This window comes from Alcanivorax sp. (assembly GCF_002733835.1).
Classification (GTDB): domain Bacteria; phylum Pseudomonadota; class Gammaproteobacteria; order Pseudomonadales; family Alcanivoracaceae; genus Alcanivorax.
Genome location: NZ_NVWY01000031.1, coordinates 1 through 25778 on the forward strand (window position 1 = coordinate 1; position 25778 = coordinate 25778).

Here is a 25778-nt window from a genome sequence, read left to right on the forward strand (position 1 = left end):
AAAGACATCCTTCATCCTGAGCCTGACAGGCACAAAAAAAGCGAACCTCAAATGAGGTTCGCTTTATGAGGCTGCCAACTGTGGGACAGCAGTGGCCCACGGGCCGCTTTTTTTATGTTTGTCGCGGAATGGCGTGATGCGCCTGTTTCAGGCAGAGCCCATTGTCTGGCCTTGGCAACGGGAGCGTGCTGGATGTCCGACGCTGTGGTTTTGTGTTGAATAAATTCTTCTTATCTCTGTGACAGTTTTGTCATAAAAAACCGCTTCACTGTTCGCCTCTGAAAACAATTCACGGGGAGAACACTCATGTACCGGATTCCGTTTGCCAAAACGGCACTGGCGACTAAAGTCAGTGCTGTAACGTTAACTGCTCTTCTGCTTGCTGCCTGTGGTGGCGACAGTGATTCTAATGACCCTGTTGCACCTGGCGACCCGGCTGGAAAAACCCTTTCCTTCACGGCGGTGAAAGCCCCGGAAACGGATCTGGAAAAGCGTCAGATCCTGGCGTCTCCTTCCGTTGAGGTGGATGGTGAGACCTACGAGATCGGTTTCCATACCCTGTTGCGTTCCGGCGATGCGGTAAACGGGGATGTGGTCTTCGGCCAATTGGTCGACAAGATGGGGCAGCCGCTCTATGGCAACGACGGCAAGCTGAGTGTTACCGATTCCAATGAGCACACCTCCCTGTTGCCGATCGGTGATCGTTTGTTCTCCGTCTCCCAGATGGAAACCCGCCCAGGCGCCATGTTCCTGATGGAGCTGGATCAGAACAAACAGACTGGCCATCTTTCCGTCAAGGATCTCTGGCAAATCGACCAGTCCGGTGTGGACGGTGGTTGGGTGCACTGTGCTGCCAGTGTGACCCCCTGGAATACTCATCTGGCCAGCGAAGAGTACGAACCGGATGCTTCCGAGCGTGACCCGGTGACTGGTGAGATTGATGGTTACTATGAGCCGATGGCAGATTACTTCGGGGGTGATCTGACGGCCATGAATCCTTACTGGTGGGGCTGGAATATCGAGATTACCGTGGCTGCCGAGGGTGACAGCGCGCCCACCAGCGATCTTGTCAAACATTACGCCATGGGCCGCCTGGCCTTTGAGCTTTCTTATGTCATGCCCGACGAAAAAACCGTCTACATGACAGATGATGGCACCAACGTGGGCTTCTACATGTTTGTTGCGGATACCGCCGGTGATCTGAGTGCGGGCAGCCTCTATGCCGCCAAATGGAACCAGACATCGGCGGCGGGTATCGGTGAGGCGGATCTGGAATGGATCAGCCTGGGCCATGCCAGCAACAGCGATATCGAAGCGCTATTCGCCAGCCCGGATGAGCCGTCATTCGATGACCTGTTCGAAACCGCAGCCATGACCGGTGAGGATTGTCCGGATGGTTTCACTGCCACCGCATCCAATGGCAATAAGGAATGCCTGAAAGTGAAGCCCGGTATGGAGTTGGCGGCATCCCGTCTTGAGACTCGCCGCTATGCTGCGTTGATGGGGGCGACCACAGAGTTTCGTAAAGAAGAAGGTGTGACCTTCGACCCGGATGGCGGCAAGCTTTATGTGGCGATGAGTGAAGTGGGGCGTGGCATGGAAGATAACTCTTCCAGCGATCTGTCCACGATCAATCATGTTCGTATTGCTGAAGCTAACAGCTGCGGTGGTGTGTATGCACTGGATGTTGGTAGTGATGCCGGCATCGGCTCTGATTACGTGGCGCAGAACATGAAAGGCTTGATTGCCGGTCAGCCTGCCAGCTATTCGGCTGACAGCCCGTTTGCGTCTTACTCCTGTGACGCAAACGGCCTGGCCAATCCGGATAATGTGACCTTTATCACCGGTTACAACACGCTGATTATTGGTGAGGACACCGGTTCCGGGCACCAGAATGATGTGATCTGGTCGCTGAACCTTGACGAGGTGGATGCGACGGATTTCTCCGCCGGTCTGACCCGTATCCAGACTACCCCTTATGGATCGGAAACCACCTCTCCCTATTGGTACCCCAACGTGAATGGCTTCGCCTACCTGATGAGTGTGGTGCAGCACCCCTATGGCGAATCTGACTCCGGCAAGATCCCGGATGGCTCATTGGACCACCGTGCCTACACCGGGTATGTCGGTCCGTTCCCGGCCATGGATTGAAATTAATCACGGTAACGAGGAGGGCCGGGGTTATCCCCGGCCTTTTGCTGCTATGAAAAATATTTTTTTTATTTTGGGTATGTCTGTTTCGGTATGGCAGCTGAGTGGTTGTGACCAATCTGATGCGTCGCAGGGGGATAATCTGGGGCGCCTGTATTTGTCCAATCCATCGGCAACGATTCCTGCACAGTGTTATACCAAAACCGAAGATGCCAAGGGGATGGTGAGTAACCCCTGTTATGTCTGTCATACCGCCAGTAAAGAACCGAATTTCACCAACGATCTTGATCTGCAGCTGGCCTACGATTTTGCCCGGCCTGCCACGGTTAATCGTTGGGATAATCTTTTCGTGGATCGCAGCGAAGAGCGTGAGGCGATCAGTGATGAGGCGATTCTGGCTTATGTGCGAACCGATAATTATCAGTCCGGGGGCGTGGTGCAACTGGCCAAAACCCTGACCGGAAAACTGCCTGCGCATTGGGATGGTGATGGTAATGGCCGCTGGGATGGTTACGTGCCTGACGTGGCCTACCGCTTTGATGAGCAGGGTTTTGACCGCGATGCGCAAGGCAAGCTGACGGGGTGGCGTGCTTTGGCGTATACGCCGTTTCCGGGCACATTTTTCCCCACTAATGGTTCTGCGGATGATGTGCTGATTCGTCTGGATTCTCCATACCGCCAGAATGAAAAAGGCGAGCCCGACATACGGGTTTACCGTCTCAACCTGGCGATCGTGGAGTCGCTGATCAAGCGTGAGGATGTGGCGATAGAGGCGGTAGAGGAAGCTGATTACGGGGTCGACCTGAATCGCAACGGTGTGTTGGATCGTGCTACTGAAGTGGTATTCGACTGGGCTCCCCTTGAGGGGCGTGACATGCAGTATGTGGGGCTGGCCAGGGTGGCCCAGCAACAGGGGGCGGCGCCACTGTCAGCAGGAGCTTATCCGCTGGGTACCGAGTTTGTACATAGCGTGCGCTATCTGGATATTGCCGATGATGGCGAAGTGGTGATGGCGCCGCGAATGAAGGAGCTGCGCTACAGCCGTAAAACGCGCTGGCTGACATATTTTCAGCACCGGGAGCTGGCGGACGATGAGCTCAAGGATGCGCATGATTTTCCTGACCGCATGGAGCCTGTCATCGGTGATATAGAGCGCGGGGTGGGTAATCGTCGCGGCTGGCGTTTCAGTGGCTTCATCGAGGATGACCAGGGCGCGCTGCGGCCTCAGTCGTATGAGGAACTGGCTACCTGCGCCGGGTGCCACGGGGCAGTGGGCGCGCTGGCTGACAGTACCTACACCATGGAAAGAAAGCTGGATGCCGAGCAGGGATTTCAGCGGGGCTGGTATCACTGGAGCCAGAAAAGCCTGGCGGGTATTCCCGAGCCACAGCGGCAAGATGGCCGGGGCGAGTATGCGTTTTACCTGGAACAGGTGGGAGGGGCGGATGAGTACCGGTCGAATCAGGAAGTGCGTGAGCGTTTCTTCGATGAGGGCGGGAACTTGAGACCGGCCATGTTGGCGCAACTGAAGGGCGATATCAGCGCGCTGGTGGTGCCTTCAGCCCGCCGGGCACTGGAGTTGAACAAGGCCTACCTGTCTGTCGTCGAAGAACAGAGCTATATCCGCGGCCGCGACGCGGTGCTCGCCCCAATGGTCAATGTGCACAAGGAGGTGGAGGCCGGGCAGCGTACAGCCATTACCGAGCCGGTGACGTATCGCTGAGACCGCGCAGCGTGTCGGTTTCGCAGATCTGTCGAGAGAAAATGGATGTTTCCCGTCGCAGGCTTACTTGCGGCGGGTAATCACAATCAGTGCCACGGTGACGCCGACCACGGCGATGGGGAAAAACAGCAGGTAGCGTTTGCGGCGGGCTTCTTTTTCCCGGTGCGCGTCAGCCTGCTGAATGGCTGGGTGGACGGATTCGGTGGCTTGCACCGCATTATCCGGCTCGGCGTAGGTGGCCACGGGGGTGAGGGCCAGGCCACAGGCCAGCACAAGTGCAGCGATCACGGGGCGAAGGAGTGTCATATTGGCCTGCGCTATGAGTGATTGGGGGGTGGGCCGGGCCCGAAACGAAAAAGGGCCCCCGTCTGGGAGCCCTCTTTCTTAATTGGTGCCGAGGAGAGGACTTGAACCTCCACGCCCTTGCGAGCACTAGCACCTGAAGCTAGCGTGTCTACCAATTTCACCACCTCGGCTTCGCTATGCGTGGGCTAAATTTATTAGCCGTTCATCGCGAAAGCGGGTGCATTCTAGTATATGATGGGCCAATGTCAAATTCCTTTTCGAAAAAATCTTCGATGACCTCAAAAAAACGCTATAGCGATCCCCATGCCGACCGAGAGGCGGAAAAGTACGAAAACCCTGTTCCCAGCCGGGAGCTGATTCTGGATGTGCTCAATGATCAGGGCAAACCCCTGTCATTTGAGCTGCTGGCACAGCTGCTGGAAGTGGATGAAGAGGGTGAAGTCGGGCTGGATCGCCGTATCAAGGCCATGCTCCGTGATGCCCAGCTGGTTCAGAACCGCAACGGCAAAGTGGGTGTGGTGTCCAAAATGGACCTGATCGCCGGTCGAGTGCAGGGCCATAAAGATGGCTTTGGTTTCCTGATTCCCGATGACAAGGCCCAGGGTGATCTGTTTCTCGCCCCCCGGCAGATGGAAAACGTCATGGACGGGGACCGGGTGCTGGTCAGCAATGCGGGTTATAACCGCTTTGGCAAGAAAGAAGCCCGGATCGTTGAGATTACCGATCGCGTGGCCACGGAAGTGGTGGGCCGCTATGCCGAGGAAGCGGGGATCAGCTTTATCGAGCCGGAAAATCGCCGGATTACCAAAGAAGTCCTGATCGAGGACAAGAACGGCATCAAGCCAAACCCCGGCGACCATGTTCGCGCCACCATTACCCAGTACCCCAGCCGCGACCACCATGTGTTGGTGCGCCTGGAAGAGATTATTGCCACCCCGGATGAAGCCGGCATGGAAGTGGAAGTGGCGCTACGTCGCTTCGAGATTCCCCATGTCTGGCCGGAAGGGGTGGAGGCTGCCGCCGAGAAGTTCGGTGACAAGGTGCCTCACAAGGCCAAGGCCCACCGGGTGGATCTGCGTGATTTGCCACTGGTTACCATCGATGATGAAACCGCCCGGGATTTCGATGATGCGGTTTATGTAGAGCGTCGTCCCCGCGGTGGCTGGCGCCTGATCGTGGCCATCGCGGATGTGAGCCATTATGTGCATCCCGGTTCCGAGCTGGATCAGGAAGCGGCCAATCGCGGTAATTCCGTGTACTTCCCCAATCGGGTGATTCCGATGTTGCCGGAGGCGCTGTCCAACGGGTTATGTTCCCTGAACCCCCATGTGGACCGCCTGTGCCTTTACTGCGACATGAAGATTTCCGCCAATGGCCGGCTTACCCGGTTTATTTTCCGTGAAGGGGTAATGCGCTCGCGGCACCGCCTGACCTACAACAAGGTTGGCGCGATCATCGAAGAGCCGGAGTCCGAACTGGCCCAGGATACCGTGGCCAGCCTGGACGATGAGTCCCTGGGCATGATCTGGTCGTTCCACGAAATGTTCCTGGCCCTGCGCCGACGTCGTGCAGAGCGCGGTGCCATCGACTTCGACAGCGATGACACCCGTATTATTTACGACGAGAACAAGAAGATCGAAGCCATCGTGCCGGTGCAGCGCAATGTGGCGCATATCATGATCGAGGAGGCCATGCTGGCCGCCAACATCTGTTCTGCCAAATTGCTGGAAAAAGCCGGTGTGCCGGCGCTTTACCGGAACCACGAGCCGCCCAAGGAAGAGCGCCTGAGCAAGTTGCAGCAGTTCCTGGGTGGGTTGGGCTTGAGTATCGCCTGGTCGGAAGGGGCGGCACCAAAGCCTTATGTCTTCCAGGACCTGCGCGAGGAAATTCTGGAACGCCCGGATCGCAACGTGATCCAGACCATGATGTTGCGCACCATGAGCCAGGCCAAGTACGAGGCCGAGAACAAAGGCCACTTTGGCCTGGCCTACAAGGCGTACACCCATTTCACCTCGCCGATTCGGCGCTACCCGGATCTGCTGGTGCATCGTGCCATCCGGTTCCTGATCCGCAGTAACGGTGAGCCGAACCACGTGGATAACCCGGGCGACTTGCCGGAGATCCCACGCCAGAAAATCCTGCCTTATAGCCAGGCGGACATGGTGGCGATTGGTGAACAGTGCTCCATGACCGAGCGTCGTGCCGATGAGGCGACCCGCGATGTGGTGTCCTGGCTCAAATGCCAGTTCATGGAGGCGCATCTGGGCCAGGTCTTTGAGGGCACCATCAGTGGCGTGGCCAGTTTCGGTTTGTTTGTGCAACTCAGTGACCTGCACATTGATGGCCTGGTGCATGTGGCGAACCTGGATAGTGACTACTACCACTTCGATGAAGTGAGCCTGACCCTCACCGGTGAAAGTAGTGGTCGTCAGTTCGGGCTGGGCGATGCGGTCACGGTCTGCGTGGCGGCGGTGCATACCGAAGACCGCAAGATCGACCTGCAGCTGGAGTCCTTTACGCCCAGCGGCAAGGGTCGCCCCAAAGCCGGCAGCAAGAAAAAGCCGTCTGGCGGCAGAGGAGGCAGGGGTGGCCGCTCGAAGAATGCCGCCAAGGCAGACTCGGGCACGTCCGAGCGGGAAAAGCTGGCCAAGGGGGATATTCCCAAGGCTAAACCCAAGGCCAAGCGCAAGAGGTCGGCCCGCGGCAAGAAAGCGTCCGGGCGTAGCAGCAAAGGCTAGGCTCTGTATCACCCACAGGAGCGGCTCAAGCGCTGCTCCTGTGTCTCTCGATTTCATCTCCCCGCGTCGCGCGTTTTTGCGTGGTGCGTGTAGCGTGCAGGCGTCGTTATGAATAAACCCCTGATGTATTCCGGCTTTCACGCGGTGGAGGCCTTGTTGCGTCATCGCCCTGAGGCGGTGCTGGAACTGTTTGTGCAGGATACCCGCGCAGACCGTGATGATCCGCGTCTTGCTGCCATGATGCAGGCGGCAAAGGACTTCGGGATTGCTGTGCAACGGGCTCGCCGCGAGGTGCTGGAAAAGCATGCCGGGCCACAGCACCAGGGGATCGTAGCGCGGGCGCGCCCGCGCCGTCCGGCGGACGAGAGTGCGCTGCTGCAGTGGCTGGACGGCAAACCGGCCAGCCCGCTGTTGCTGATTCTGGAAAATGTCACCGACCCGCATAATCTGGGCGCCTGCCTGCGTAGCGCAGATGCGGCCGGGGTTCAGGCGGTGATCGTGCCGCGCCGCAATGCGGCAGGGCTGACCCCGGTGGCGTGTCGCACTGCGGTGGGTGCGGCGGAGAGCCTGGCCTATTACGAAATCGGTAATCTGGCCAGTTTGCTGGATCAGTTGCGTGATCGCGGCGTGTGGGTGGTGGGCACGGCTCTGGAAGAACGAAGTGAGTCCTTGTTTACCTTTCAGCCCCCGGAATCACTGGCCATTGTAATGGGGGCCGAGGGGAGTGGGTTGAAGCGTCTGACCCGTGACAAGTGCGACCAGCTGCTGGAAATTCCCATGGCCGGTGAGGTGCAGAGCCTCAATGTGTCGGTGGCCACGGGTGTGATGTTGTTTCAGGTCAGGGCTCAGCGTAGCTGAGAATGGCTGACGAAATGCTGCTGGTTGAGTTCGGGGGGCGGCAGGTTTGCCCGGCTGGCGGCCATTTCCCGTTGTAGTCGGGTGTTGTCTTCAAGCAACGTTTCGGGAATTTCTTCTTTGGCAGGGTCGGCGGGGGATGCCGGCGGTTCACCGGTCAGCGCCTTTTCTGACAGCTGTTGTTGCGGCAGTGGCGGCAGCGGAAAACTCAGATGGGTGGTGCGGTCGTAGCGAATAGGCTCCTGGTAGTTGGGCTGCTTGTAGCCTTGTGCATTGTGCAGCGCGGTATCCAGGTCTTCGGGGCCGGTAACATGGTGCCAATTCGGCTGTGGTGCCGGTGCGGGAGGTGCAATGGACTCTCCCCGAGCCAGTTTGGCCTCCAGTTCGCTTTTGTGGCGTTGCCAGGCGAGCAGGTCGGTGACGAACCGGTCCTGGCGCGTGTAGTCGCGAATTTCCGGTCTTGGCCCCAAAGCGCGCGCCAGCGCATCTTGCTGTGATTCCACGCCTTGGGCGGCCAGCGCTTGCCCGTTCAGGGCCAGCATCATGACACTGATCAGCATAATGGGGGTATGCAGCACGCGCCCGGTCATGGCTACCTCAACCTCCCCTCCACGGTACCCTCTATAAGGAAGGCTTCGCCGGTGTTATCCAGATACAGGAGCAGATTGCCGCTGCGATACACGCCGCTGAACTGCTGGGTGTCAGCAATAAACGCCGCGCGGCTGGCCTGGCGCTCCTGCTTGGGAAGCAGCTCATAACTGAACTGGACCTCTTGCTGTTGTGCTTCGCCGCCATCATTGATGCCGTCGAGCTGCATGCCGACAATGGTCATGGGCAGAAACAGCGGTGTCTCGGAGCCTGCGTTGGCCAGGAGGGTGCGGATGCGCTCGCTGGCCAGGGAGTCTCCGCCGAGAGGCGGCAGCACAAAGCTTCTCGAGGTGGAGCGGTTATACCAGGTGCGATTGCGCTGGTAGTCGATCGGTTGCAGCTTGCCGGTGCGGGCCAGGGCGCTGGACAAGGTTTCCGGCTCGTCGATGACGGTCGGGTCGCTGCTGGCCACCGGGTGAGGCAGATAGTCATCCGGGCAGGCATTGCGGTGGCTCGCCAGGTCTCGCTGGGCCTGCTTGTATTTCATGATCTGTAGCAGGAAATCGCTGTAGTCCGGGTAATCTTCCAGCAGCGGTTTGTCTGGCACCTTCAGCGCGTGGCCGCAAGGCGTATGTGACTCCTCGGCCTGAACCGGAGTCAGCAAGAAAACACTGCACAGGCCGATGGCCAGGGCTCGAAAGTGCATTGTCGTATCCCGTTGTTGTTGTTTTCCCCTGTGTTTTCAGGGGCTTGGGGTTAACGACGCTTTTTGTAAGCGTTTGTAGCGTTTTGTTTTATCTGAGCATACGTCCGTCGCCGGCAGATGGCAATGGATATGCCTTGAGGTTGCCCCCTGCAATGGGATAGAATCGCGCGCTTCCTGCGTCTCCCCCGGTTTTTGGGGCGGGGATGCAGGTCTCCTTGCTTCACCGTGCGTTGATCATGATCACGGCGGGAAGCTGAATTGGCGTCGTGAGGCGTCGCAACCGTAAGGAGCTAACATGCGTCATTACGAAGTTGTGTTCCTGGTTCACCCGGACCAGAGCGAACAGGTCTCTGCCATGGTCGAGCGCTACAGCGCGATCGTGACCGATGGCAAAGGCACTATCCACCGTGTTGAAGATTGGGGCCGTCGTCAGTTGGCATACCCGATCAACAAGATCCACAAAGCTCACTATGTGATGCTGAACATCGAATGTGACGGCGAGACCCTGGGCGAGCTGGAAAACACTTTCCGCTTTAACGATGCCGTAATCCGTCACCTCGTAATTCGTCGCGACAACGCCGTAACCGAGCCGTCGCCGCTGGCGAAACACGACGAGAAGGAAGGGGCTGCCAGCTAATTTTGGAAAGCAACCACTGCGAACTCACTGGTGTGATCGTCACCTTGGAAAAGGTGGCCCTGACTCCAGCCGGAGTGCCCCGCCAGCGAGTCTGGCTGGAACATCGCTCCCGGCAACTGGAAGACGGACATCCCCGTGAAGTCCAGGCCCGCATTGCCGTGATTCTGGCGGGCGGGATGACCCAGCAGGCCAAGGGCCTGAAAGAGGGTCAGCGAATCAAGGTAACCGGATGCCTCAGCCGCGCCGGTTACAAGGGAGACGCCCGGGACCGTTTGCAATTGCTTGCCCAAACGCTGCAAAGCCTTAACTAAGGATTCGACAGGAGATTATCCAATGGCCCGTTTTTATCGCCGCCGCAAGTTCTGCCGCTTTACCGCGGAAGGTGTTGAGTACATCGATTACAAAGATCTCGACACCCTGAAAGCCTACATCACCGAGACTGGCAAGATCGTGCCCAGCCGTATTACCGGCACCAAGGCACGCTACCAGCGTCAGCTGGCCTCTGCTATCAAGCAGGCTCGCTTCCTGGCGCTGCTGCCGTACTCTGACAGCCACGACAATTAAGCCGAGGGGACCATCATGCAAGTGATCCTGCTGGAAACGATCAAGAACCTGGGCGATTTGGGCGCAGTGGTAGACGTACGTTCCGGTTACGGCCGTAACTTCCTGATCCCGCAAGGCAAAGCGCTGCCTGCCACCAAAGCCAACCTGGCGGAAGTGGAGCAACGTCGCGCCGAGCTGGAAAAGCACGCTGCAGAGCAGCTGGGTGCTGCCCAGGAACGCGCCGAGAAGCTGAACGAAGCCGCAGTTTCCATCGCCGCCAAAGCGGGCGACGAAGGCAAGCTGTTCGGTTCTGTGGGTACCCGCGACATCGCGGAAGCCATTTCCTCTTCCACTGGCGTGGACGTGGAAAAAGCAGAAGTGAAGCTGCCCCACGGTGCACTGCGCACCACCGGTGAGTTCGAAATCGACCTGGCGTTGCACGCCGAGGTAACTGTGACCATCAAACTGGCTGTGGTTCCTGCCGAGTAATCGGCAGAACTGACACTCGGTTTGCCCCCGCGGGGGTGCGGTGACAGAATCAGGGCATTGTCCGAAACCTGTTTTCAGGTGGGGGCAGTGCCCTTTTTTGTTGAAGGGTAGTGCAAAGTTAAAAGTTTAAAGTTGAAACGCGAGTGGAGCCGGTGTGCTCTGAGCGGTAGAAGGCCGCGACTACAGCGTTGTCGAGGCTTATAGAGTCTAGCGATGGGTGCATGCCCGGGTCGCGTTTCAACTTTAAACTTTGCTCTTTCAACTCTATTTCCCAACACGTTGGCTTATCCATGAATGAACCCATGTCGCTGGACAAACACCTGCCTGAGAACCTGCGTATTCCTCCCAATTCGGTGGAGGCAGAGCAGGCGGTACTGGGCGGTTTGCTACTCAATAACAGCGCCTGGGATGATGTGGCCGAGCGGGTGGGCGCGCGGGATTTCTACCGTAAGGAGCACCGCCTGATTTTCGAGGTGATTGCCCAGCTGGTGGAAGAGGAAAACCCCAGTGACCTGGTCACCGTCTCCCAGGCGCTCAATAACCTGGGGCAGCTCGAATCCATTGGTGGCATGACCTATCTGTCGGAGCTGGCCCGTAACACCCCCAGCGCGGCCAATATTACCGCTTATTCGGATATTGTCCGTGAGCGCAGTATCCTGCGTCAGCTGATCAATGTTTCACACCAGGTGGCGGATAGCGCGTTTAATACCGAAGGCCGTAAATCCCTGGAAATTCTCGATGAGGCGGAATCCTCCATCTTCGAGATTGCCGAGCAGCAGAAGAAAGGTGACGGCCCCCAGAACATCAAGTCGGTGTTGAAAAAAGCGGTAGACCGCATTGATGAGCTGTACAAAACCAAGAGCGCACTCACCGGCCTGACCTCCGGCTTTGAAGAGCTGGATAAAATGACCGGGGGCTTGCAGCCCGCCGACATGATCGTGGTCGCTGGCCGTCCTTCCATGGGTAAGACCACCTTCGCCATGAACCTGTGTGAAAACGTGGCGATCAAAAGCAACAAGCCGGTGCTGGTGTTCTCCATGGAGATGCCGGCGGAATCCATCGTCATGCGGATGCTCTCCTCGCTGGGGCGTATTAATCAGGGCGCGATCCGTTCCGGTAATCTGGAAAAGGATGACTGGCCGCGTATCACCTCTGCCATTCATATGCTCAGTGAGCAGCGCTTCTTTATCGACGACACGCCGGCACTGAGTCCGCTGGAAATGCGCGCCCGTGCCCGCCGGGTGGCCCGTGAATGTGGCGGCGAGCTGGGCCTGATCATGGTCGATTACCTGCAGCTGATGCAGGTGCCGGGGGTGGAAAACCGGGTGAACGAAATTTCGGAAATTTCCCGCTCATTGAAAGGGATTGCCAAGGAACTGAATTGCCCGGTGCTGGCCCTGTCCCAGTTGAACCGTTCCCTGGAACAACGGCCCAACAAGCGCCCGGTGATGTCGGATCTGCGGGAATCCGGGGCGATTGAGCAGGATGCGGATTTGATCGTTTTCCTGTACCGGGACGAGGTGTACAACAAGGACAGCAACGAGCGCGGTGTGGCCGAAATCATTATCGGCAAGCAGCGTAATGGTCCTATCGGCACCGTGCGGCTGGCCTTCCGCGGTGAGTTCACCCGCTTCGATGACCTGGCGCCGGAATACTATGCCCAGCTGGCGGCAGGGGATGAATAAAACGCTGGACGCTAGACGCCGGATGCCGGATGCGACGTCCCGTTCTTTAAACGTCAGGCGTCAGGCGTCCGGCGTTGGGCTGCACCTGCTATGAGAAGCACCCGAGTCGAAATTCGTCCTTCTGCGCTGGCGCATAATGCGCGTCTGGCCTGGCAACTGGCTGATGGGGCTGAGGTGTTTGCCATGGTCAAGGCCAACGGCTACGGGCACGGCCTGTTGCGGGCGGCGGATGCCATGCACGACAACGTGTCGGGCCTGGGGGTGGCGCTGGTCGAAGAGGCACGTGCGCTGCGAGAACACGGCATGACCTTGCCGATTCTTGTGGCCGAAGGCTTCTTCGATGCCGAAGAGCTGAAGGAGGCGGAGCGGCTATCCCTTGAGGTAGTCGTGCACTCGTTATGGCAAGTGGATTTGCTGCTGGCCAGCCCTTGCCCGGTGCGCATCTGGTTGAAAGTGAACACGGGCATGAACCGTCTTGGTTTTCGTCCGGACACGGCCCTGCAGGCAGCGGCGCAATTGCGGGCAGCGGGAATGGCACCGGTGGGTGTCATGAGCCATTTTGCCTGTGCGGATGTGAGTCAGGATACCTATTCCGAGAAACAGCTGCTGGTCGCCGGGCAGATCGCGGAGCAACTGATGCTGCCGTTATCGGCGTCCAACTCGGCAGCGCTGCTGCGTTACCCCCAGGCCCGCGCGCAGCGGGTGCGTCCCGGCATCATGCTGTACGGCTCGTCTCCTTTCGACTGGCAAACGGCCAGCGAGCTGGGCCTGGCGGTCAGCCACCGGTTTACCGCCCGTGTAATTGCCATTAATGCGGTGGAGGCAGGTGAAAGTGTGGGCTACGGCGCGACCTGGACCGCAGCTGAACCCTGTCAGGTCGGTGTGGTCGCCGTGGGCTATGGCGATGGCTACCCGCGGCATGCCCCCAGTGGTACGCCGGTGGCCGTGAACGGGGTTGTCACGCAATTGGTGGGCCGTGTTTCCATGGATATGCTTACCGTTGACGTGACCGGGCTGGGTGCCAGTGTGGGTGATGAGGTGGAATTATGGGGCGACGTGGTGGATGTGGATGACGTTGCCCGCGCCTGTGGCACCATCAGTTATGAATTATTCTGCCAGATCACCGGTCGACCGGAACGCATCATCGTCTGATTCGACGTCGCTGTAGGAGCGCCACTTGAGGCGCGAACAAAACAGTTACAAGTTGCGAGTAGCGAGTTTCGAAAACCAAACCTATCAGGCCCGGCAGGTTCCTGTTGTGCTTTTCGCTACTCGAAACTCGTTACTCGCTAACGCTCGTATCCGCACCTCAAGCGGTGTTATTCGCTACGTTCCTGCAGTGGCTTTGTAGATAGCAATACACGAGAAGGACTTGTTTGTGGCCAAGAAAAAAATCGCGTTTGTATGCACGGATTGCGGAGCGGATTTTCCCAAATGGCAGGGGCAGTGCCCGGCATGCAATGCCTGGAATACCTTGCAGGAATTTGTCCACGACCCCGCCACACCCTCGTCCAAAGGGGCGGGCAGCCGCGGCGGTTTTTCCGGCCAACTGTCAGAAGTGCAGAACCTCAACGATATTGTGCTGGAGGAAACCCCGCGCATTGGTTCCGGCATGGGCGAGCTGGATCGCGTGCTGGGTGGTGGGCTGGTGCCCGGCTCGGCGATCCTGATCGGCGGCCACCCTGGTGCCGGTAAATCCACCTTGCTGCTGCAGACACTGTGCAAACTCTCGGACAGCCAAAGCTGCTTGTATATCACCGGTGAGGAATCCCTCTCCCAGGTGGCCATGCGCGCCGATCGTTTGAAACTGCCCAAGGAAAAACTGCGCCTGGCGGCGGAAACGGATGTGGAACAGATTCTGGAGCTGGCCCGTAAGGAAATGCCACGCATCCTGGTGGTGGATTCCATTCAGGTGATGTTTCTCGCGGCGTTGCAGTCAGCGCCGGGGAGTGTGGCCCAGGTGCGCGAATGTGCGGCAGCCCTGACCCGCTTTGCCAAACAAACCGGCACCGTGTTGCTGCTGGTGGGGCACGTTACCAAGGACGGCACCCTGGCAGGGCCCAAGGTGCTCGAGCATATGATCGATTGCTCACTGATGCTGGAAGGCTCCACGGATTCCCGCTTTCGCACCCTGCGCGGCCTGAAAAACCGTTTCGGGGCGGTGAATGAGCTGGGGGTGTTCGCCATGACTGGCGAGGGCCTGAAAGAAGTGAAGAACCCGTCTGCCATTTTCCTGAATCGGGCTGATGAGATTGCCTCGGGCTCGCTGGTTACCGTGGTCTGGGAAGGTACACGACCGTTGCTGGTAGAGCTGCAGGCGTTGGTGGATGCCTCCCATTTTGGCAACCCCAGGCGTATCTGTGTGGGACTGGAAGGTAACCGACTGGCCATGTTGCTGGCGGTGCTACACCGTCATGGTGGTATCCAGGTGGGCGATCAGGATGTGTTCATGAATGTGGTTGGTGGGGTCAAAGTGACGGAAACCGCCGCGGACCTGGCCCAGGTGCTGGCGATTGTGTCCAGCTTCCGGGACCGTGCGCTGGAGCGCGAGTTGGTGGTGTTTGGTGAGGTGGGGTTGTCCGGTGAGATCCGGCCGGTTCCCCAGGGGCAGGAGCGGCTCTATGAAGCGGTGAAGCACGGCTTCAAGAAAGCCATCGTTCCCAAAGCGAACCTGCCAAGAAAACTGCCCGATGGTGTGGAAATCATCGGTGTGAGCAATGTGGCCGAGGCGCTGGAGTACCTTTGATCAATTGACAGTTGATAGTGGATAGTTGGCAGCTCGCGAACTGAGCGTTGTCGTTGTTTTAGATGGTTGAGGCCGCGTCCAGAGTCTCGGCGCGGGATTAAACACCTGATGAAATGACGGCGCTACCCCCGCGCCGCTGTCAACGATCAACTGTGATCCGGGTGGAGGGTCACACGGTCACCTTGGGCCCAGCACCAGGCATCGACCACGTCGAAGAACAGGCTAATGGCGTTGACCATGAATACCGCAAGGGTAAAACCCCACAGTGCCGGTGTCAGGTGATCGTCGCCCCAGCGCCCCGCCAATTGCCCGAGCAGGGCGATTTCCAGTGGAATCCAGGCTAGCAGGTGCACCAGTGACATGTCTTTGTTCATGCCGCGGTGGTGCCACATCAGGGGCAGGTTCACGGCGAGGACCAGCAGCAGGGCCAGCGCGATGGCCTGGCCAGAGAACGTATCCAGCAACAGCAGACTGGCCCCGTTGAGGGGCATCAGGATAAGGGCGACCCAGCCCTGCAGCCAGCGTGGCAGGTTGCGAAACGACAACCAGATGCTATGCAGGCGGTGTGTGGTGGTTGCGTGGTAGGCGTCCATGCCATGTTTCTCCTAGAGTGGGTTAGGTTACTGGGTGTTCAGTGACCAGTCATAGGGTAAAAACTGCACCTCCAGGTCCCCGTCGTCCAGTGCCTTTTGGCGATTGGCGGGTATGCCCAGCGTGTCCGAGTATTGCAGAAGGTAATGGGACAGGCTGCCGGCGGCATCTTCAAAATCGTCTTCATACCAGTCGAAAATCTTCGAGACTTCCAGGGCGTCCTGCTCGCTGTTGTAGCGATTGCGTTGTTTGTCGCTGAGAAATTGCCTTGTACTGTCCTCCAGTTGCGTATCCAGCTGGTCACCGGTGTAGGCGGTGGTGCGCAGGGCGGGGCAGCCGATGGACGCGCAGTTCACAGCGAAATGAATGCGCGGGTCCATCAGGTCTGGATTGCCACGAATCATTTCATGTTCCAGTTCATCCAGCGTCCGGGACTCTCCCAGCAAGGAAAAGAATGCCTTGTCCCAGGGGCTGGAAAAGAGATTGCCAATATCGCGAATCGAGTCAGGCTGATTTTCCCGAAGGATCAATTCAATGGTAAAGGCGTTGTAGGCGTTGATCAGGAACGCCAGTTTTTCATTGCGACTGAAGGCGTTGAATTCACCTTGAGTGACTGCGGAAAGACTGTCCAGATACGATTGCAGGGCCTCATGGTTCTCGGCGACTCCATCATAGTCCACTGCCGTGGCAACGCCGCCGCGCTGCGGTTGCACATGTTGCTGCAGCAATGTGTTCCAGCGGCTGTGGTCAAACGCCATGACCTGACTGCTTAACAAAAGCAGGCTGATCACCAGTGCGGACATCCATTGACGCATGGGAGGCTCCTTGTGGTCGTCAGCTTTCAGTTAAGCATGGAAGGGGGGCAACAGGGCGTCAACGTGCCTGTTGCCGTGCCCGCTTGCGGCGTTGTGCCTGCAGGCGAAGCTGGCGTTTTTGCCACCACATGTAGGTGCCGGTGATAAAGAACAGCAAGGGCGTCAGCCCGCTGATCAGGACGATGATGCGCCCCGGCATGCCCAGGGCATCACCATTGTGGAGCGGGAACTGCCAGGTCATGAGCTGGCTGCCGGCGGCCACATTGGGGGCGTCCCATACCGCCAGTACCTCGCCGCTGTACTGGTCTACCCAGATACGGCTGGCGCCGTAATGCTGCCAGGGTTCTCCGTCCCGGTTGAACGCCAGCGAATAACTGCCGGTTTCACTGCGGGGGAAATCGAGGCGAATCAGCGGCGCCTGTGGGAAAACGGTGCGGGCAATATCCAGTGATCGCTGCGGGGAAATAGAGGGGGTGCCCGGGCTGTCCGGTAGCGTTGATGAAGGCGAGGGGCGTTTTTCCAGAGGGAGCACGGCATCCACCAGCGCCGCGACCTGGGTCGGGAAAATCAGGGTGACCCCGGAAAAGGCGACCACCAGCAGTACCGGGAGAAAATAGATGCCGATGACCTGGTGCAGATCAAAGTGTAATCGGTAGGTGCCGCCGCTCCGTTTAATGGTCAGGTTGCGACGCCACTTTCCCTTGCGCTTGCCGGTGGGCCACCACAGGTAAACGCCGGTCAGACAGAAACCGAGCAAGCACAGGCCAAGCACGCCAACCACAATCTCGCCAATTTCGCCGGACAACAGGGTGTAATGCAGGCTGTAGATCCAGGTCATCAGGTAGTCGCCCCAGGTGCGAATCGCAAGCACCTCGCCGGTATAGGGAGAGACGCTGACCTGAATCGGGCCGGGTTCGCCCGGTGGAGCAAAAAAGCGCAGGGTGTGGGGGCTGCCGGGGGCCTGTGCCGGCTCGATACGCAATGCTTTGCGGCCCAGCTCGGCTTCGGCGTTGGCGACGATGTCGTTAAGGGGAAGCGTGCTTTTCCCCTGAGTCATCAGTTGCGGATTGAGCGACTCGTCCAGCCCCTCATGGAAGACCAGTAAACTGCCGCTGAGGCCGATAACCACCAGCAACAGCCCGGTGATCAGGCCGGTGTATTTGTGTAAAGTGAAAAGCAGGTTGCGCATAAAGTATCAGGCTCGGAAATAAAACGGGCAGCCATTGGCTGCCCGTTAGCTAGCTGGGCGACTTATTAGAAGTCCAGATTGTAGCCCAGAGTGACGGTACGACCACGGCCCTTGAAGTTCTGGTCATCACGGGTGGTGGCTGTTTGCGAGAAGTAGCTGAAGTAATCCTCGTTAAGCAGGTTTTCGATGCCGGCAGTGACTTGGCCTTTGGGCAGCGCGTATCCCAGAGACAGGTCAACCAGTTGGTAGGAGCTGAAGTCGTTCGTGTCGCCTTCGAAATCCTTGTTGAAGTAGTGAGTCCCCTGAAGCTGGGTATGCAGCTTGCTGGTCCATTTGGCATGCCAGCGCAGCTGAATGCTGTCAGGGGCGATATTGCGGCCATCCAGCCGAGTGTCTACGGTGCCGTCATCATCACTGTCGAACTTGCCGCTGATGTGGGCATAAGTGGCGTTCAGATAGTGCACCGGATTGATTTGCCATCCTGCGTCGGCCTCGATGCCCTGGATTTCGGTTCGCTCACGGCTGACTTCGAAGATGCCGCCGTTATTTTGCAGTCGTTGGCCCAGGTCGGAATCGGAGCTGAAATGGCTGAGCTCAAAGTGGGCGCCGCCGTTATGCAGGCGGATACCGATTTCGGTGTTGTCGGTCACAATGGGTTGCAGATCGAGGAAGTCTTCCACGCTCTGGTTGGCCTGGTTGATGCCGCGCAGAACACGGCCCACATCGGGCATGCCGAACCCTTCAGAGTAGTTGGCAAACAACTGCGCGTTCTCGGTGGCCTGGAAGACCAGGCCGTAATTGAGCAGGGTTTCGTCAAAATCCGGGCTACCGCCTTCGACTTGCTGGCTGCCGTAGGAGGCCAGGGTGGTGAAATCGTCCACGTTCAGTTTCGCGTATTCATAGCGCACTCCGGCATTCAGGGTCAGTTGTTGCATGGGGCTGACTTCTGCCTGCAGGAAGGGCGCAATGTTGCGGAACTGGGTTTCCGGTACCCATTCGCGATTGGTCTGTGCCAGGATCTGGGTGGTTTCGTCCTGCAGCAGGTCCAGACCGGTGGTCAGCTTCAGACGGTTATTAAACATGCCGTCACGGGACAGGGTCAGTTTGCCGCCAATCTTGTCGGATTCGTTCTGGGACTGGTCGTAGACATTGGTCCCATAGGCCGGGTCCTGGAAGGTAGCGAAGACCCCCCCGCCGTAACGGGCCTTGAAGCTCTGGCTGTAAAGCTGGGTAATAAAGTGATTCCCGGCAAGATTGCTGTGGGTGTAGTTCAGCCCGACGGTCAGTACTTCATTCATGGCGGGGTCGCCTTGCGGGTCACCTTTTCGTGAGGTGGTAGGGATGCCGTTAACCCAGTTGCCGTCCACCGCTTCGTAGTCATGTTTCCCTTCCAGGGAAAAACGGTTAATGCTGAGCTCTACGTTTTGTTCATCGTTGATCCAGTAGCCCAGCTTCAGGAAGATGTCATGGCTTTCACTGTTCATGATGTCACCCTGGGTGTTGTCTACCCCAATGAGCTCGCTCTCGGCGTCGTAGAACATGCCGCGATCGGTGTAGCTAAGGCCGAGAAGATAATCCCAATTCCCTTTGATGCCGTCGGCGCGATAATCCACTTTGTATCCGAGGCTGTTGGAGTGGATGTCATTGGTGGGCGCGGTCATTTTTACGCCGACATGCTGATTCAGGGTGCCGGATTCCGGGCGACGGGTAACAAAGTTAATGATCCCGCCTGTGGCTCCCAGCCCGTGTTCGGCGCTGGCGCCATAAATCACCTCGATGCGTTCAACCATGGACAGGTCAATGGTGTAGCCATCACGTGACCCGTCGCGAAGGGGGTTGGATTGCGGAATGCCGTCGATGAGAAAGAGAGGATTACGTCCCCGGAATGTTTCCCCTGAGTTGCTAAGCTTTTGACGGCTGGGTGTGTATGACGGAATCAGGTTGCTTAGTACCTGGGACTGATCAGAAGTGATGCGCAATTGCTCATCAATTTCGTCGCGGGTAATGACGGTAACTTTTTGGGAGGTCTTGCCAACTTCGCTATTGGCGCGAGTGGCAGAAACCGTAATGGCCCCCAGTTCGTTAGCGTCCGACTCCGCGATGGCAAGTGGTGAAGCTGCAAGCGTGAACAATGAGATAGGCAAGCCAATAAAGTAAGTACGGAGCACGGGGGCTCTCCTTATTGTAAGCAATGTAAATTCAGGCGTTGAAAGCTAAGGTTGGCGGGAATGATTGTCAATATCGTTTTGGTGGCGCGGGCAGCGTGGTTCTTTTAATGGGGAGGGCACGGGCTGCGGTAGAGCCCGTGCCGATGAGGCTAGAAATCTACGCTATACCCCAGGGTGTAGGTACGACCACGGCCCTTGAAGTTGTACTCGTCACTCACGCGGGCGGCCTGGGAGTAGTAGGTGAAGTAATCTTCGTCTGTCAGATTTTCTATGCCCAGATCCAGTTTACCCGCGGGTAGCTTGTAGCTGACCATGGCGTCGACCAGGCTGTAGCCGTCAAAGTCCAGGTCCGGGTCATCAAAGCCGCGGCTGAAGAAGTGGCTGACTTGCAGGTAGGATGAGACGGTGCGGCTCCAGCCGGCATTCCAGCTCATCTGTACCGTGTCGGGGGCAATACTCATGCCGCTCAGTTCGGTATCGACAACGCCGTTGCGATCGGTGTCGGATTCGCCGTCCTCGTGGGAATAGGACAGTTTGACGCGATGTGCATCATTAACCTGCATGTGCCCGGACAGTTCCACGCCCTGGATTTCGGTTTTCTCCCGGCTGCCTTCAAAGGTGCCGGTGGTGGTGTTGTAGGTGAGGCGCTCGCCCAGGTCCGAGTTGGATTCGTAGTAGCTTACCTCGAAGCCGTAGCGTGCCCAGTTGAAGCGCCCACCAATTTCCTGGTTGTCGGTAACGATAGGTTGTAGATCCAGCAGGGTGTCCACGTCCTGGCCGGGGGTGTTGATGCCACGCAAGACCCGGCCCACATCGGGCATACCAAACCCTTCCGAGTAGCTGCCGTAGAGCTGCGCCCAGCTTGTCAGCTGGTATACCAGCCCGGCGTTGTACAGGGTTTCGCTGAAGTTCGGGTTGCCGCCTTCCACAACCACGTTGTCATTGACCACGTTGCTCCGATCGATGGTGGAGTAAGTATCCACTTTTAGCTCGGCTTTTTCATAGCGGGCACCGGCATTCAGGTTGAGCTTGTCGGTGAGTTTGAAGTGGCCTTGCAGGAAGGGGGCGTAATTACGGTACTGGGTTTCCGGCACATAGGTTCGTCCGGTATGGACCAGATCCTGATTGGTTTCATCCTGCAGCAGATCCAGGCCGGTAGTAATGCCCAGGCGGTTGTTGAGCAGGCCGTTGCGGGTCAGGGTGAATTTGGCGCCGATTTTGTCTGATTCGTTGCGGGTCTGGTCGAGCTGATCATTCCCGGCACTGTCCACGTAAGGGAAGAACGGGGTGGTGGCAAACTGGGCGCGGAACTGCTGGCTATACAATTGCACGTCCGCCTTGTTGCCAAACCAGTCTGCATGGCTGTAGGAGAAACTGGCGGTGGTCACCTTGTTGAAGCCCGGGTCGCCTACCGGGTCGCCTGGGCGCGCTCGGGTGGGGATACCTTCATCCCGATTGCCGGGCACCGGCACATAATCGCCTTCGCCTTCCAGTTCGAAGTGATTGAGCATCAGTTCGACGTTCTGGTTATCGTCAATCCAGTAGCCGACCCGACCCATTACGTCATAGCTGGTAGAGTTCTGCAGTTCACCAGGGTAGGCGATGCCAACCAACTGGTCGTTACCGTCATAGAAGACGCCACGCTTTTGCTGGCTGATGGCGCCCAGGTAATCCCAGTCGCCTTTCTGGCCACTGATGCTGTAGTCCACCTTGTGGCCCTGACCATCGGAATCAAAATCATCATCGGAAGTCAGGCTGACAGAGGCTTGCTGATTGATGGTGCCGGTGTCGGCGCGGCGGGTTATATAGTTGATAATCCCGCCGGTGGCGCCCAGCCCGTGCTCGGCGCTGGCGCCATAAATCACTTCGATACGCTCCACCATGGAGAGGTCGATGGTATAGCTGTCGCGGGCACTGTCTCGCAGCGGGTTGCTTTGCGGTACACCATCGATCATGAATAGCGGCGAACGGCCACGGAAGCTCTCGCCGGCATTGGAGAGCTTCTGGCGGCTGGGCGAGTAGGAGGGAATCAGGCTGCTGAGTACCTGCCCCGGGTCATTACTGATGGCCAGTTGTTCTTCAATTTTTTCGCGGCTGATGATGAGGACTTTCTGCGGAGTCTCAGCAACGGTGGAGTGGGCGCGGGTGGCTGAGACCGTAATCTGGCCCAGCTCATGGGCGCCAGCGGCTTCTTCGGCCAGAGCAAACGGGGAACACGCAAGGGATAATAACGATACAGGCAAGCCATAACGGTAAAAGCGGAGCACGGCGCTCTCCTTATCAATATCTTCAAGGCAGGACGGCCGTGCACCGTAATGATAATGAGAATAATTGTCAATTGTGATGTTGTGGTTAGCGCCGAATCTCGTGAAGCCGCTCTACCCAGCGTAACAGTCCCTCTGGCTTGCGGGCTTTTTTCCATTCCCCGGCAGCAAACTTGTTGGCTTCGGCCATGGTCGGGTAGATATGGATGGTGCCGAGGATCTTGTTCAGACCCAGCTTGTGTTTCATGGCCAGTACGTACTCGGCAATCAGCTCCCCGGCGTGCTGGCCGACAATGGTAACGCCGAGAATCCGGTCGCTGCCTGTGGCGGTCAGTACTTTCACAAAACCCAGGTCGGCACTTTCGGCGATAGCTCGGTCCAGGTCGTCAATGCCGTAGCGGGTGACCTCGTAATCGATGCCTTGCTCGTTGGCTTCCTGTTCATTCAGACCGACCCGGGCGACTTCCGGGTCGGTAAAGGTGCACCAGGGGATCACCCGATAGTCCACTTTGAATTTTTTCGCGAAACCAAACAGGGCATTGACCGAGGCATACCATGCCTGGTGAGAGGCGGTATGGGTAAACTGGTAGGGGCCGGCCACATCGCCGCAGGCATAAATATTCGGGAAGCGGCTTTGCAGGTGGTCGTTGACGGTGATGGTGCCGTTGCCATTGGTGGGCAGTTTCAGTGTTTCCAGTCCCAGCCCTGTGGTGTTGGCTTTGCGCCCCACGGCCAGCAATAACGTATCGAATACGATCCGCTTTTCCTGTCCGTCCCCCGTGACATACAACACCTTTTCACCCTCTTCCCGGGCAAAGCGCACGGTGGTGTGATCGACCAGTACCGTGACGCCGCTCTCTTTCAGTGCGGTGGTGACCTGTGCTGCGGCGTCTTCATCCTCGCGGGGCATCAGGCGCGGGCCTTTCTGTATCTGCGTCACCTGGCTGCCCAGACGGGCAAACGTTTGCGACAGCTCACAGCCAATGGGGCCGCCACCCAGGATCACAAGGCGCTGGGGCTGCTCTTCAATGTTCCACAGCGTGTCGGAGGTGAGTGCATCCATGTCCTCGATACCGGGAACCGGTGGAATAAACGGTTGGGCGCCGGTGGCGATAATAATGCTGCGGGCGGTCAGGCGTTCGCGGTGATCACCGTTGCGGATCTCTACTTCCCAGGGGGAAATAAAAGTCGCTTCACCTTGCCGACAGTCCACCCCCAGTTTGCTGTAGCGTTCTACAGAGTCATGGGGCTCGATTTTCTTGATGATGGTGTGGACACGTTCCATCAATGTACGGAAACGGAAGTCATTGCGAATGCTGTCGAAGCCGAATTTTTCCGCCTGCTTTTCATAGAAGGCCACGCGGGCACTCTTGATCAGTGCCTTGGACGGCACGCACCCGGTATTCAGACAGTCGCCACCCATTTTGTGTTTCTCTATCAGGGTCACTTTCGCTTTGACGGTGGCGGCAATGTAGGCGCTGACCAGCCCGCCAGAGCCTGCGCCAATCACAATCAGGTTGCGGTCAAACTGTTTGGGTTTTTTCCAGCCCTTATACACTTTGCGTGACTGCAAGCGGGCCATGATCGCCTTGGCTATCCAGGGGAAAATACCCAGCAGCACAAAGGCGCCCAATAACTGAGGCGAAAGTAAGCCGCCAAGGCTATCGATCTGGCCGAGCTGGGTGCCCGCATTCACGTAGACCGCCGTGCCTGCCAGCATGCCCACCTGGCTGACCCAGTAAAAGGTGCGCGCTTTGATGGGGGTGAGGCCCATAACCAGATTGATAATGAAAAACGGGACAACAGGCACCAGACGCAATGTGAAAAGATAAAATGCGCCTTCTTTTTTGACTCCCTCATTGAGTTTTTTCAGCCGTTCGCCAAAGCGATTCTGCACCGTGTCATGAAACAGGAAACGGGAGGCGAGAAACGCCAGGGTAGCGCCCGCTGAGGAGGCAAAGGACACCAGTGCCAGGGCAATCCAGAAGCCGAACAGGGCCCCGGCGGCCAGCGTCATGATAGCCGCGCCGGGCAGGCTGAGTGCCGTGACAATGACATAGAGCGCGAAAAAGCCACCGAGGATCAACGCAGGGTTGTCCTGATAAAGAGCATCAAAGGCACTTTGTTGTTCTTTGATATAGCCGAGGCTGAAATACTGCCCCAGATCGAAAACGAAGTAGCTGGCAATCAGCGCGGCGATGATGACAAGTAACAGCGCTTTTTTGATGTTCATTTGGCTTCCTTGATCAGTATTACGGTGCTGGAGGGGCTTGGCCAGAGTTCATGCTCGTCGGGCGTTTGAGTTGCGAGATGCGAGTAACGAGTTTCGAAAGGCAAAACCCGGAAGGGTGATCACGCTTTTGATCTTCGTTACTCGCTACTGTCTTCTTCGTTTGCAAGAAAACGACTTCGGCTTTAGCAGCAACTTGCTGCACTGCCTTCCTGATTGTCTTCGAAAGGCACATTCAGCCCGCAGCCTTCGAAGATACCGTAATGGGTGTTGAAGTTACCGATGAAATCAAAGTGTGTGGCAAAGCGGCTTTTTTCCAGCATCAACCAGGTATTGCCGCAAACCGGGAAGACTTTGCCCGCTTCAATAAAATGATGGTCGTCCAGGGCAAAGGCGTTGGGACTGTTTTTCAGGGTGCCTTTGTAGACCACCGCCTGGCCATAATCTTCACAGGCTGGTTCCAGAGAATCGATATTGAACAGCCGGTAGGTGGCGGAATAAAAGCGGATATTGCCCAGCGTTTTTTCGATGGTCGGGTTTTCAATGGTCAGCGGGCGGGATTCCACCAGTCTTGGATCGGCAAAGCCGCAGCGCTTGCTCAGGTTGATGAAATCATTCCAGTACAGGGCGCCGGACAGACACTCTCCGTACAGCACCGGGTCTTTGGCCAGTGAGGCAGGGATGCGCCGGTCTGCATAAACATCGGAAAAAAAGAACTCGCCGCCGGGTTTCAGCAGGCGTTTTACGTCGGCGATGACCTTGGCCTTGTCGGTGCTCAGGTTGATGACACAGTTGGAGATGACAATGTCGAAATAACCGTCCTGCAAATCCAGTTTGTCGAGCTCTTCAATATAGCCTTTCAAAAAACGCACATTGCTGTTGGCGTAACCAAAAGCGTCACGGTGATAGTCGAGGTGGCGATTGGCCACCGCCAATTGCTCGTCGGTCATGTCCACGCCAACCACTTCGCCGTGCTCGCCCACCAGTGCCGATAGCAGGTACACATCTCGCCCGGAGCCGGAACCCAGATCCAGAATGCGCATGCCTTCCAGTTGATCCGGGGCCACCAGCCCACAGCCATAGTAGCGGCTGACCACTTCATCATGGAGTTGTGCCAGCAGGGGCTTGAGATGTTCCGGCGGTGCCTGGTCACAGCAGGCATTGGTTTGCAGGTCTGCACTGGAATGCAGCTGTTTGCCGTAATAATCCTGCACGTCTTCACGCATTGCTGACTCTCCTGGGTATCAAGCTGTCCGGGTAAGGCTAATAGGATGCAGCAAATGGCTGCAGGTTACAGTGCCGATGGAATGTTTGGTTAGCGTTTGTGCAGCGCCAACGCTACTAAGACGCTTTT

At 57.6% G+C, this 25778-nt stretch carries 21 protein-coding genes and 1 tRNA gene; 11 read left to right on the forward strand and 11 right to left on the reverse strand.

The window, feature by feature from the left end:
- Positions 1–306: 306 nt before the first annotated feature.
- Positions 307–2151 carry an alkaline phosphatase PhoX gene (locus COA55_RS11635; protein WP_290502319.1) on the forward strand — a complete coding sequence of 615 codons (1845 nt, stop codon included), beginning with the start codon at positions 307–309 and terminating at the stop codon, positions 2149–2151.
- A gap of 52 nt (positions 2152–2203) precedes the next feature.
- Complete coding sequence (locus COA55_RS11640) at positions 2204–3874, forward strand: hypothetical protein (RefSeq protein ID WP_290502320.1); 1671 nt, start codon at positions 2204–2206, stop codon at positions 3872–3874.
- Between the two features lie 63 nt (positions 3875–3937).
- Here COA55_RS11640 and COA55_RS11645 read toward each other — a convergent pair whose 3' ends face one another.
- Positions 3938–4180 (reverse strand): hypothetical protein, encoded by a 243-nt coding sequence (locus COA55_RS11645; protein ID WP_290502321.1) that lies wholly within the window; start codon positions 4178–4180, stop codon positions 3938–3940.
- 83 nt (positions 4181–4263) lie between these two features.
- Positions 4264–4350, reverse strand: a tRNA-Leu gene (locus tag COA55_RS11650).
- Positions 4351–4452: 102 nt separating this feature from the next.
- On the opposite strand from COA55_RS11650, the gene rnr reads away from it, so the two are divergent.
- Positions 4453–6918 carry a ribonuclease R gene (gene rnr, locus COA55_RS11655; protein WP_290502322.1) on the forward strand — a complete coding sequence of 822 codons (2466 nt, stop codon included), beginning with the start codon at positions 4453–4455 and terminating at the stop codon, positions 6916–6918.
- A gap of 108 nt (positions 6919–7026) precedes the next feature.
- Entirely contained in the window at positions 7027–7776 is a 750-nt protein-coding gene (rlmB, locus tag COA55_RS11660) for a 23S rRNA (guanosine(2251)-2'-O)-methyltransferase RlmB (protein ID WP_290502323.1), read from the forward strand.
- Here the strand turns inward: rlmB and COA55_RS11665 are convergent.
- Together COA55_RS11665 and COA55_RS11670 are read right to left on the reverse strand one after the other, a co-directional pair.
- Positions 7764–8363 (reverse strand): hypothetical protein, encoded by a 600-nt coding sequence (locus COA55_RS11665; RefSeq protein WP_290502324.1) that lies wholly within the window; start codon positions 8361–8363, stop codon positions 7764–7766. The two genes, rlmB and COA55_RS11665, sit on opposite strands and share 13 nt — an antisense overlap.
- Before the next feature lie 2 nt (positions 8364–8365).
- Positions 8366–9067, reverse strand: coding sequence for a hypothetical protein (locus COA55_RS11670; RefSeq protein WP_290502325.1), 702 nt, complete (start codon positions 9065–9067; stop codon positions 8366–8368).
- A gap of 295 nt (positions 9068–9362) precedes the next feature.
- Between COA55_RS11670 and rpsF the strand changes: the two genes are divergently transcribed.
- The 7 genes from rpsF to radA all read left to right on the forward strand — a co-directional run bounded on the left by rpsF (position 9363) and on the right by radA (position 15167).
- A complete protein-coding gene (gene rpsF, locus COA55_RS11675) occupies positions 9363–9704 on the forward strand; it encodes a 30S ribosomal protein S6 (RefSeq protein ID WP_007151551.1) in 342 nt (113 codons plus the stop codon).
- 2 nt (positions 9705–9706) lie between these two features.
- Positions 9707–10015: a primosomal replication protein N gene (priB, locus tag COA55_RS11680; RefSeq protein ID WP_063521307.1), complete on the forward strand. Its 309-nt coding sequence runs from the start codon at positions 9707–9709 to the stop codon at positions 10013–10015.
- A 22-nt stretch (positions 10016–10037) separates the two neighbouring features.
- On the forward strand, positions 10038–10268 hold the full coding sequence (rpsR, locus tag COA55_RS11685) for a 30S ribosomal protein S18 (protein WP_007148676.1): 231 nt from the start codon (positions 10038–10040) through the stop codon (positions 10266–10268).
- Positions 10269–10283: 15 nt separating this feature from the next.
- Positions 10284–10736 carry a 50S ribosomal protein L9 gene (gene rplI, locus COA55_RS11690; RefSeq protein ID WP_007148535.1) on the forward strand — a complete coding sequence of 151 codons (453 nt, stop codon included), beginning with the start codon at positions 10284–10286 and terminating at the stop codon, positions 10734–10736.
- Positions 10737–11026: 290 nt separating this feature from the next.
- Complete coding sequence (gene dnaB / locus COA55_RS11695; RefSeq protein ID WP_063521306.1) at positions 11027–12421, forward strand: replicative DNA helicase; 1395 nt, start codon at positions 11027–11029, stop codon at positions 12419–12421.
- 90 nt (positions 12422–12511) lie between these two features.
- Positions 12512–13573, forward strand: coding sequence for an alanine racemase (gene alr, locus COA55_RS11700; RefSeq protein WP_290502326.1), 1062 nt, complete (start codon positions 12512–12514; stop codon positions 13571–13573).
- A gap of 226 nt (positions 13574–13799) precedes the next feature.
- On the forward strand, positions 13800–15167 hold the full coding sequence (radA, locus tag COA55_RS11705) for a DNA repair protein RadA (RefSeq protein ID WP_063519728.1): 1368 nt from the start codon (positions 13800–13802) through the stop codon (positions 15165–15167).
- Positions 15168–15313: 146 nt separating this feature from the next.
- Here the strand turns inward: radA and COA55_RS11710 are convergent, their stop codons facing one another.
- From COA55_RS11710 to COA55_RS11740, 7 genes are all read right to left on the reverse strand, one after another.
- Positions 15314–15760, reverse strand: coding sequence for a hypothetical protein (locus COA55_RS11710; protein ID WP_290502327.1), 447 nt, complete (start codon positions 15758–15760; stop codon positions 15314–15316).
- Positions 15761–15787: 27 nt separating this feature from the next.
- Positions 15788–16573 (reverse strand): DUF547 domain-containing protein, encoded by a 786-nt coding sequence (locus COA55_RS11715; protein WP_290502328.1) that lies wholly within the window; start codon positions 16571–16573, stop codon positions 15788–15790.
- Between the two features lie 58 nt (positions 16574–16631).
- Positions 16632–17762: a PepSY-associated TM helix domain-containing protein gene (locus COA55_RS11720; RefSeq protein ID WP_290502329.1), complete on the reverse strand. Its 1131-nt coding sequence runs from the start codon at positions 17760–17762 to the stop codon at positions 16632–16634.
- 65 nt (positions 17763–17827) lie between these two features.
- Positions 17828–19930, reverse strand: a complete 2103-nt coding sequence (locus tag COA55_RS11725; protein ID WP_063537211.1) for a TonB-dependent receptor — start codon at positions 19928–19930, stop codon at positions 17828–17830.
- A gap of 149 nt (positions 19931–20079) precedes the next feature.
- Positions 20080–22131, reverse strand: coding sequence for a TonB-dependent receptor (locus tag COA55_RS11730; RefSeq protein WP_290502371.1), 2052 nt, complete (start codon positions 22129–22131; stop codon positions 20080–20082).
- Positions 22132–22282: 151 nt separating this feature from the next.
- Complete coding sequence (locus COA55_RS11735) at positions 22283–24427, reverse strand: FAD-dependent oxidoreductase (protein ID WP_290502330.1); 2145 nt, start codon at positions 24425–24427, stop codon at positions 22283–22285.
- A gap of 182 nt (positions 24428–24609) precedes the next feature.
- The gene (locus COA55_RS11740) at positions 24610–25650 is read right to left on the reverse strand and encodes a methyltransferase domain-containing protein (protein WP_290502331.1); all 1041 of its coding nucleotides are present in this window, start codon (positions 25648–25650) and stop codon (positions 24610–24612) included.
- Positions 25651–25778 lie beyond the last annotated feature (128 nt).

What these genes read in the sequence shown, in the direction of transcription:
- rplI (WP_007148535.1), top strand. Translation starts at nt 10,284, where the DNA reads ATGCAAGTGATCCTGCTGGAAACGATCAAGAACCTGGGCGATTTGGGC.
- COA55_RS11735 (WP_290502330.1), bottom strand. Translation starts at nt 24,427, where the DNA reads ATGAACATCAAAAAAGCGCTGTTACTTGTCATCATCGCCGCGCTGATT.
- rpsR (WP_007148676.1), top strand. Translation starts at nt 10,038, where the DNA reads ATGGCCCGTTTTTATCGCCGCCGCAAGTTCTGCCGCTTTACCGCGGAA.
- rlmB (WP_290502323.1), top strand. Translation starts at nt 7,027, where the DNA reads ATGAATAAACCCCTGATGTATTCCGGCTTTCACGCGGTGGAGGCCTTG.
- COA55_RS11710 (WP_290502327.1), bottom strand. Translation starts at nt 15,760, where the DNA reads ATGGACGCCTACCACGCAACCACCACACACCGCCTGCATAGCATCTGG.
- COA55_RS11640 (WP_290502320.1), top strand. Translation starts at nt 2,204, where the DNA reads ATGAAAAATATTTTTTTTATTTTGGGTATGTCTGTTTCGGTATGGCAG.
- COA55_RS11635 (WP_290502319.1), top strand. Translation starts at nt 307, where the DNA reads ATGTACCGGATTCCGTTTGCCAAAACGGCACTGGCGACTAAAGTCAGT.
- COA55_RS11670 (WP_290502325.1), bottom strand. Translation starts at nt 9,067, where the DNA reads ATGCACTTTCGAGCCCTGGCCATCGGCCTGTGCAGTGTTTTCTTGCTG.
- COA55_RS11645 (WP_290502321.1), bottom strand. Translation starts at nt 4,180, where the DNA reads ATGACACTCCTTCGCCCCGTGATCGCTGCACTTGTGCTGGCCTGTGGC.
- rnr (WP_290502322.1), top strand. Translation starts at nt 4,453, where the DNA reads ATGACCTCAAAAAAACGCTATAGCGATCCCCATGCCGACCGAGAGGCG.
- COA55_RS11715 (WP_290502328.1), bottom strand. Translation starts at nt 16,573, where the DNA reads ATGCGTCAATGGATGTCCGCACTGGTGATCAGCCTGCTTTTGTTAAGC.
- dnaB (WP_063521306.1), top strand. Translation starts at nt 11,027, where the DNA reads ATGAATGAACCCATGTCGCTGGACAAACACCTGCCTGAGAACCTGCGT.
- COA55_RS11665 (WP_290502324.1), bottom strand. Translation starts at nt 8,363, where the DNA reads ATGACCGGGCGCGTGCTGCATACCCCCATTATGCTGATCAGTGTCATG.
- rpsF (WP_007151551.1), top strand. Translation starts at nt 9,363, where the DNA reads ATGCGTCATTACGAAGTTGTGTTCCTGGTTCACCCGGACCAGAGCGAA.
- alr (WP_290502326.1), top strand. Translation starts at nt 12,512, where the DNA reads ATGAGAAGCACCCGAGTCGAAATTCGTCCTTCTGCGCTGGCGCATAAT.
- COA55_RS11720 (WP_290502329.1), bottom strand. Translation starts at nt 17,762, where the DNA reads ATGCGCAACCTGCTTTTCACTTTACACAAATACACCGGCCTGATCACC.
- COA55_RS11740 (WP_290502331.1), bottom strand. Translation starts at nt 25,650, where the DNA reads ATGCGTGAAGACGTGCAGGATTATTACGGCAAACAGCTGCATTCCAGT.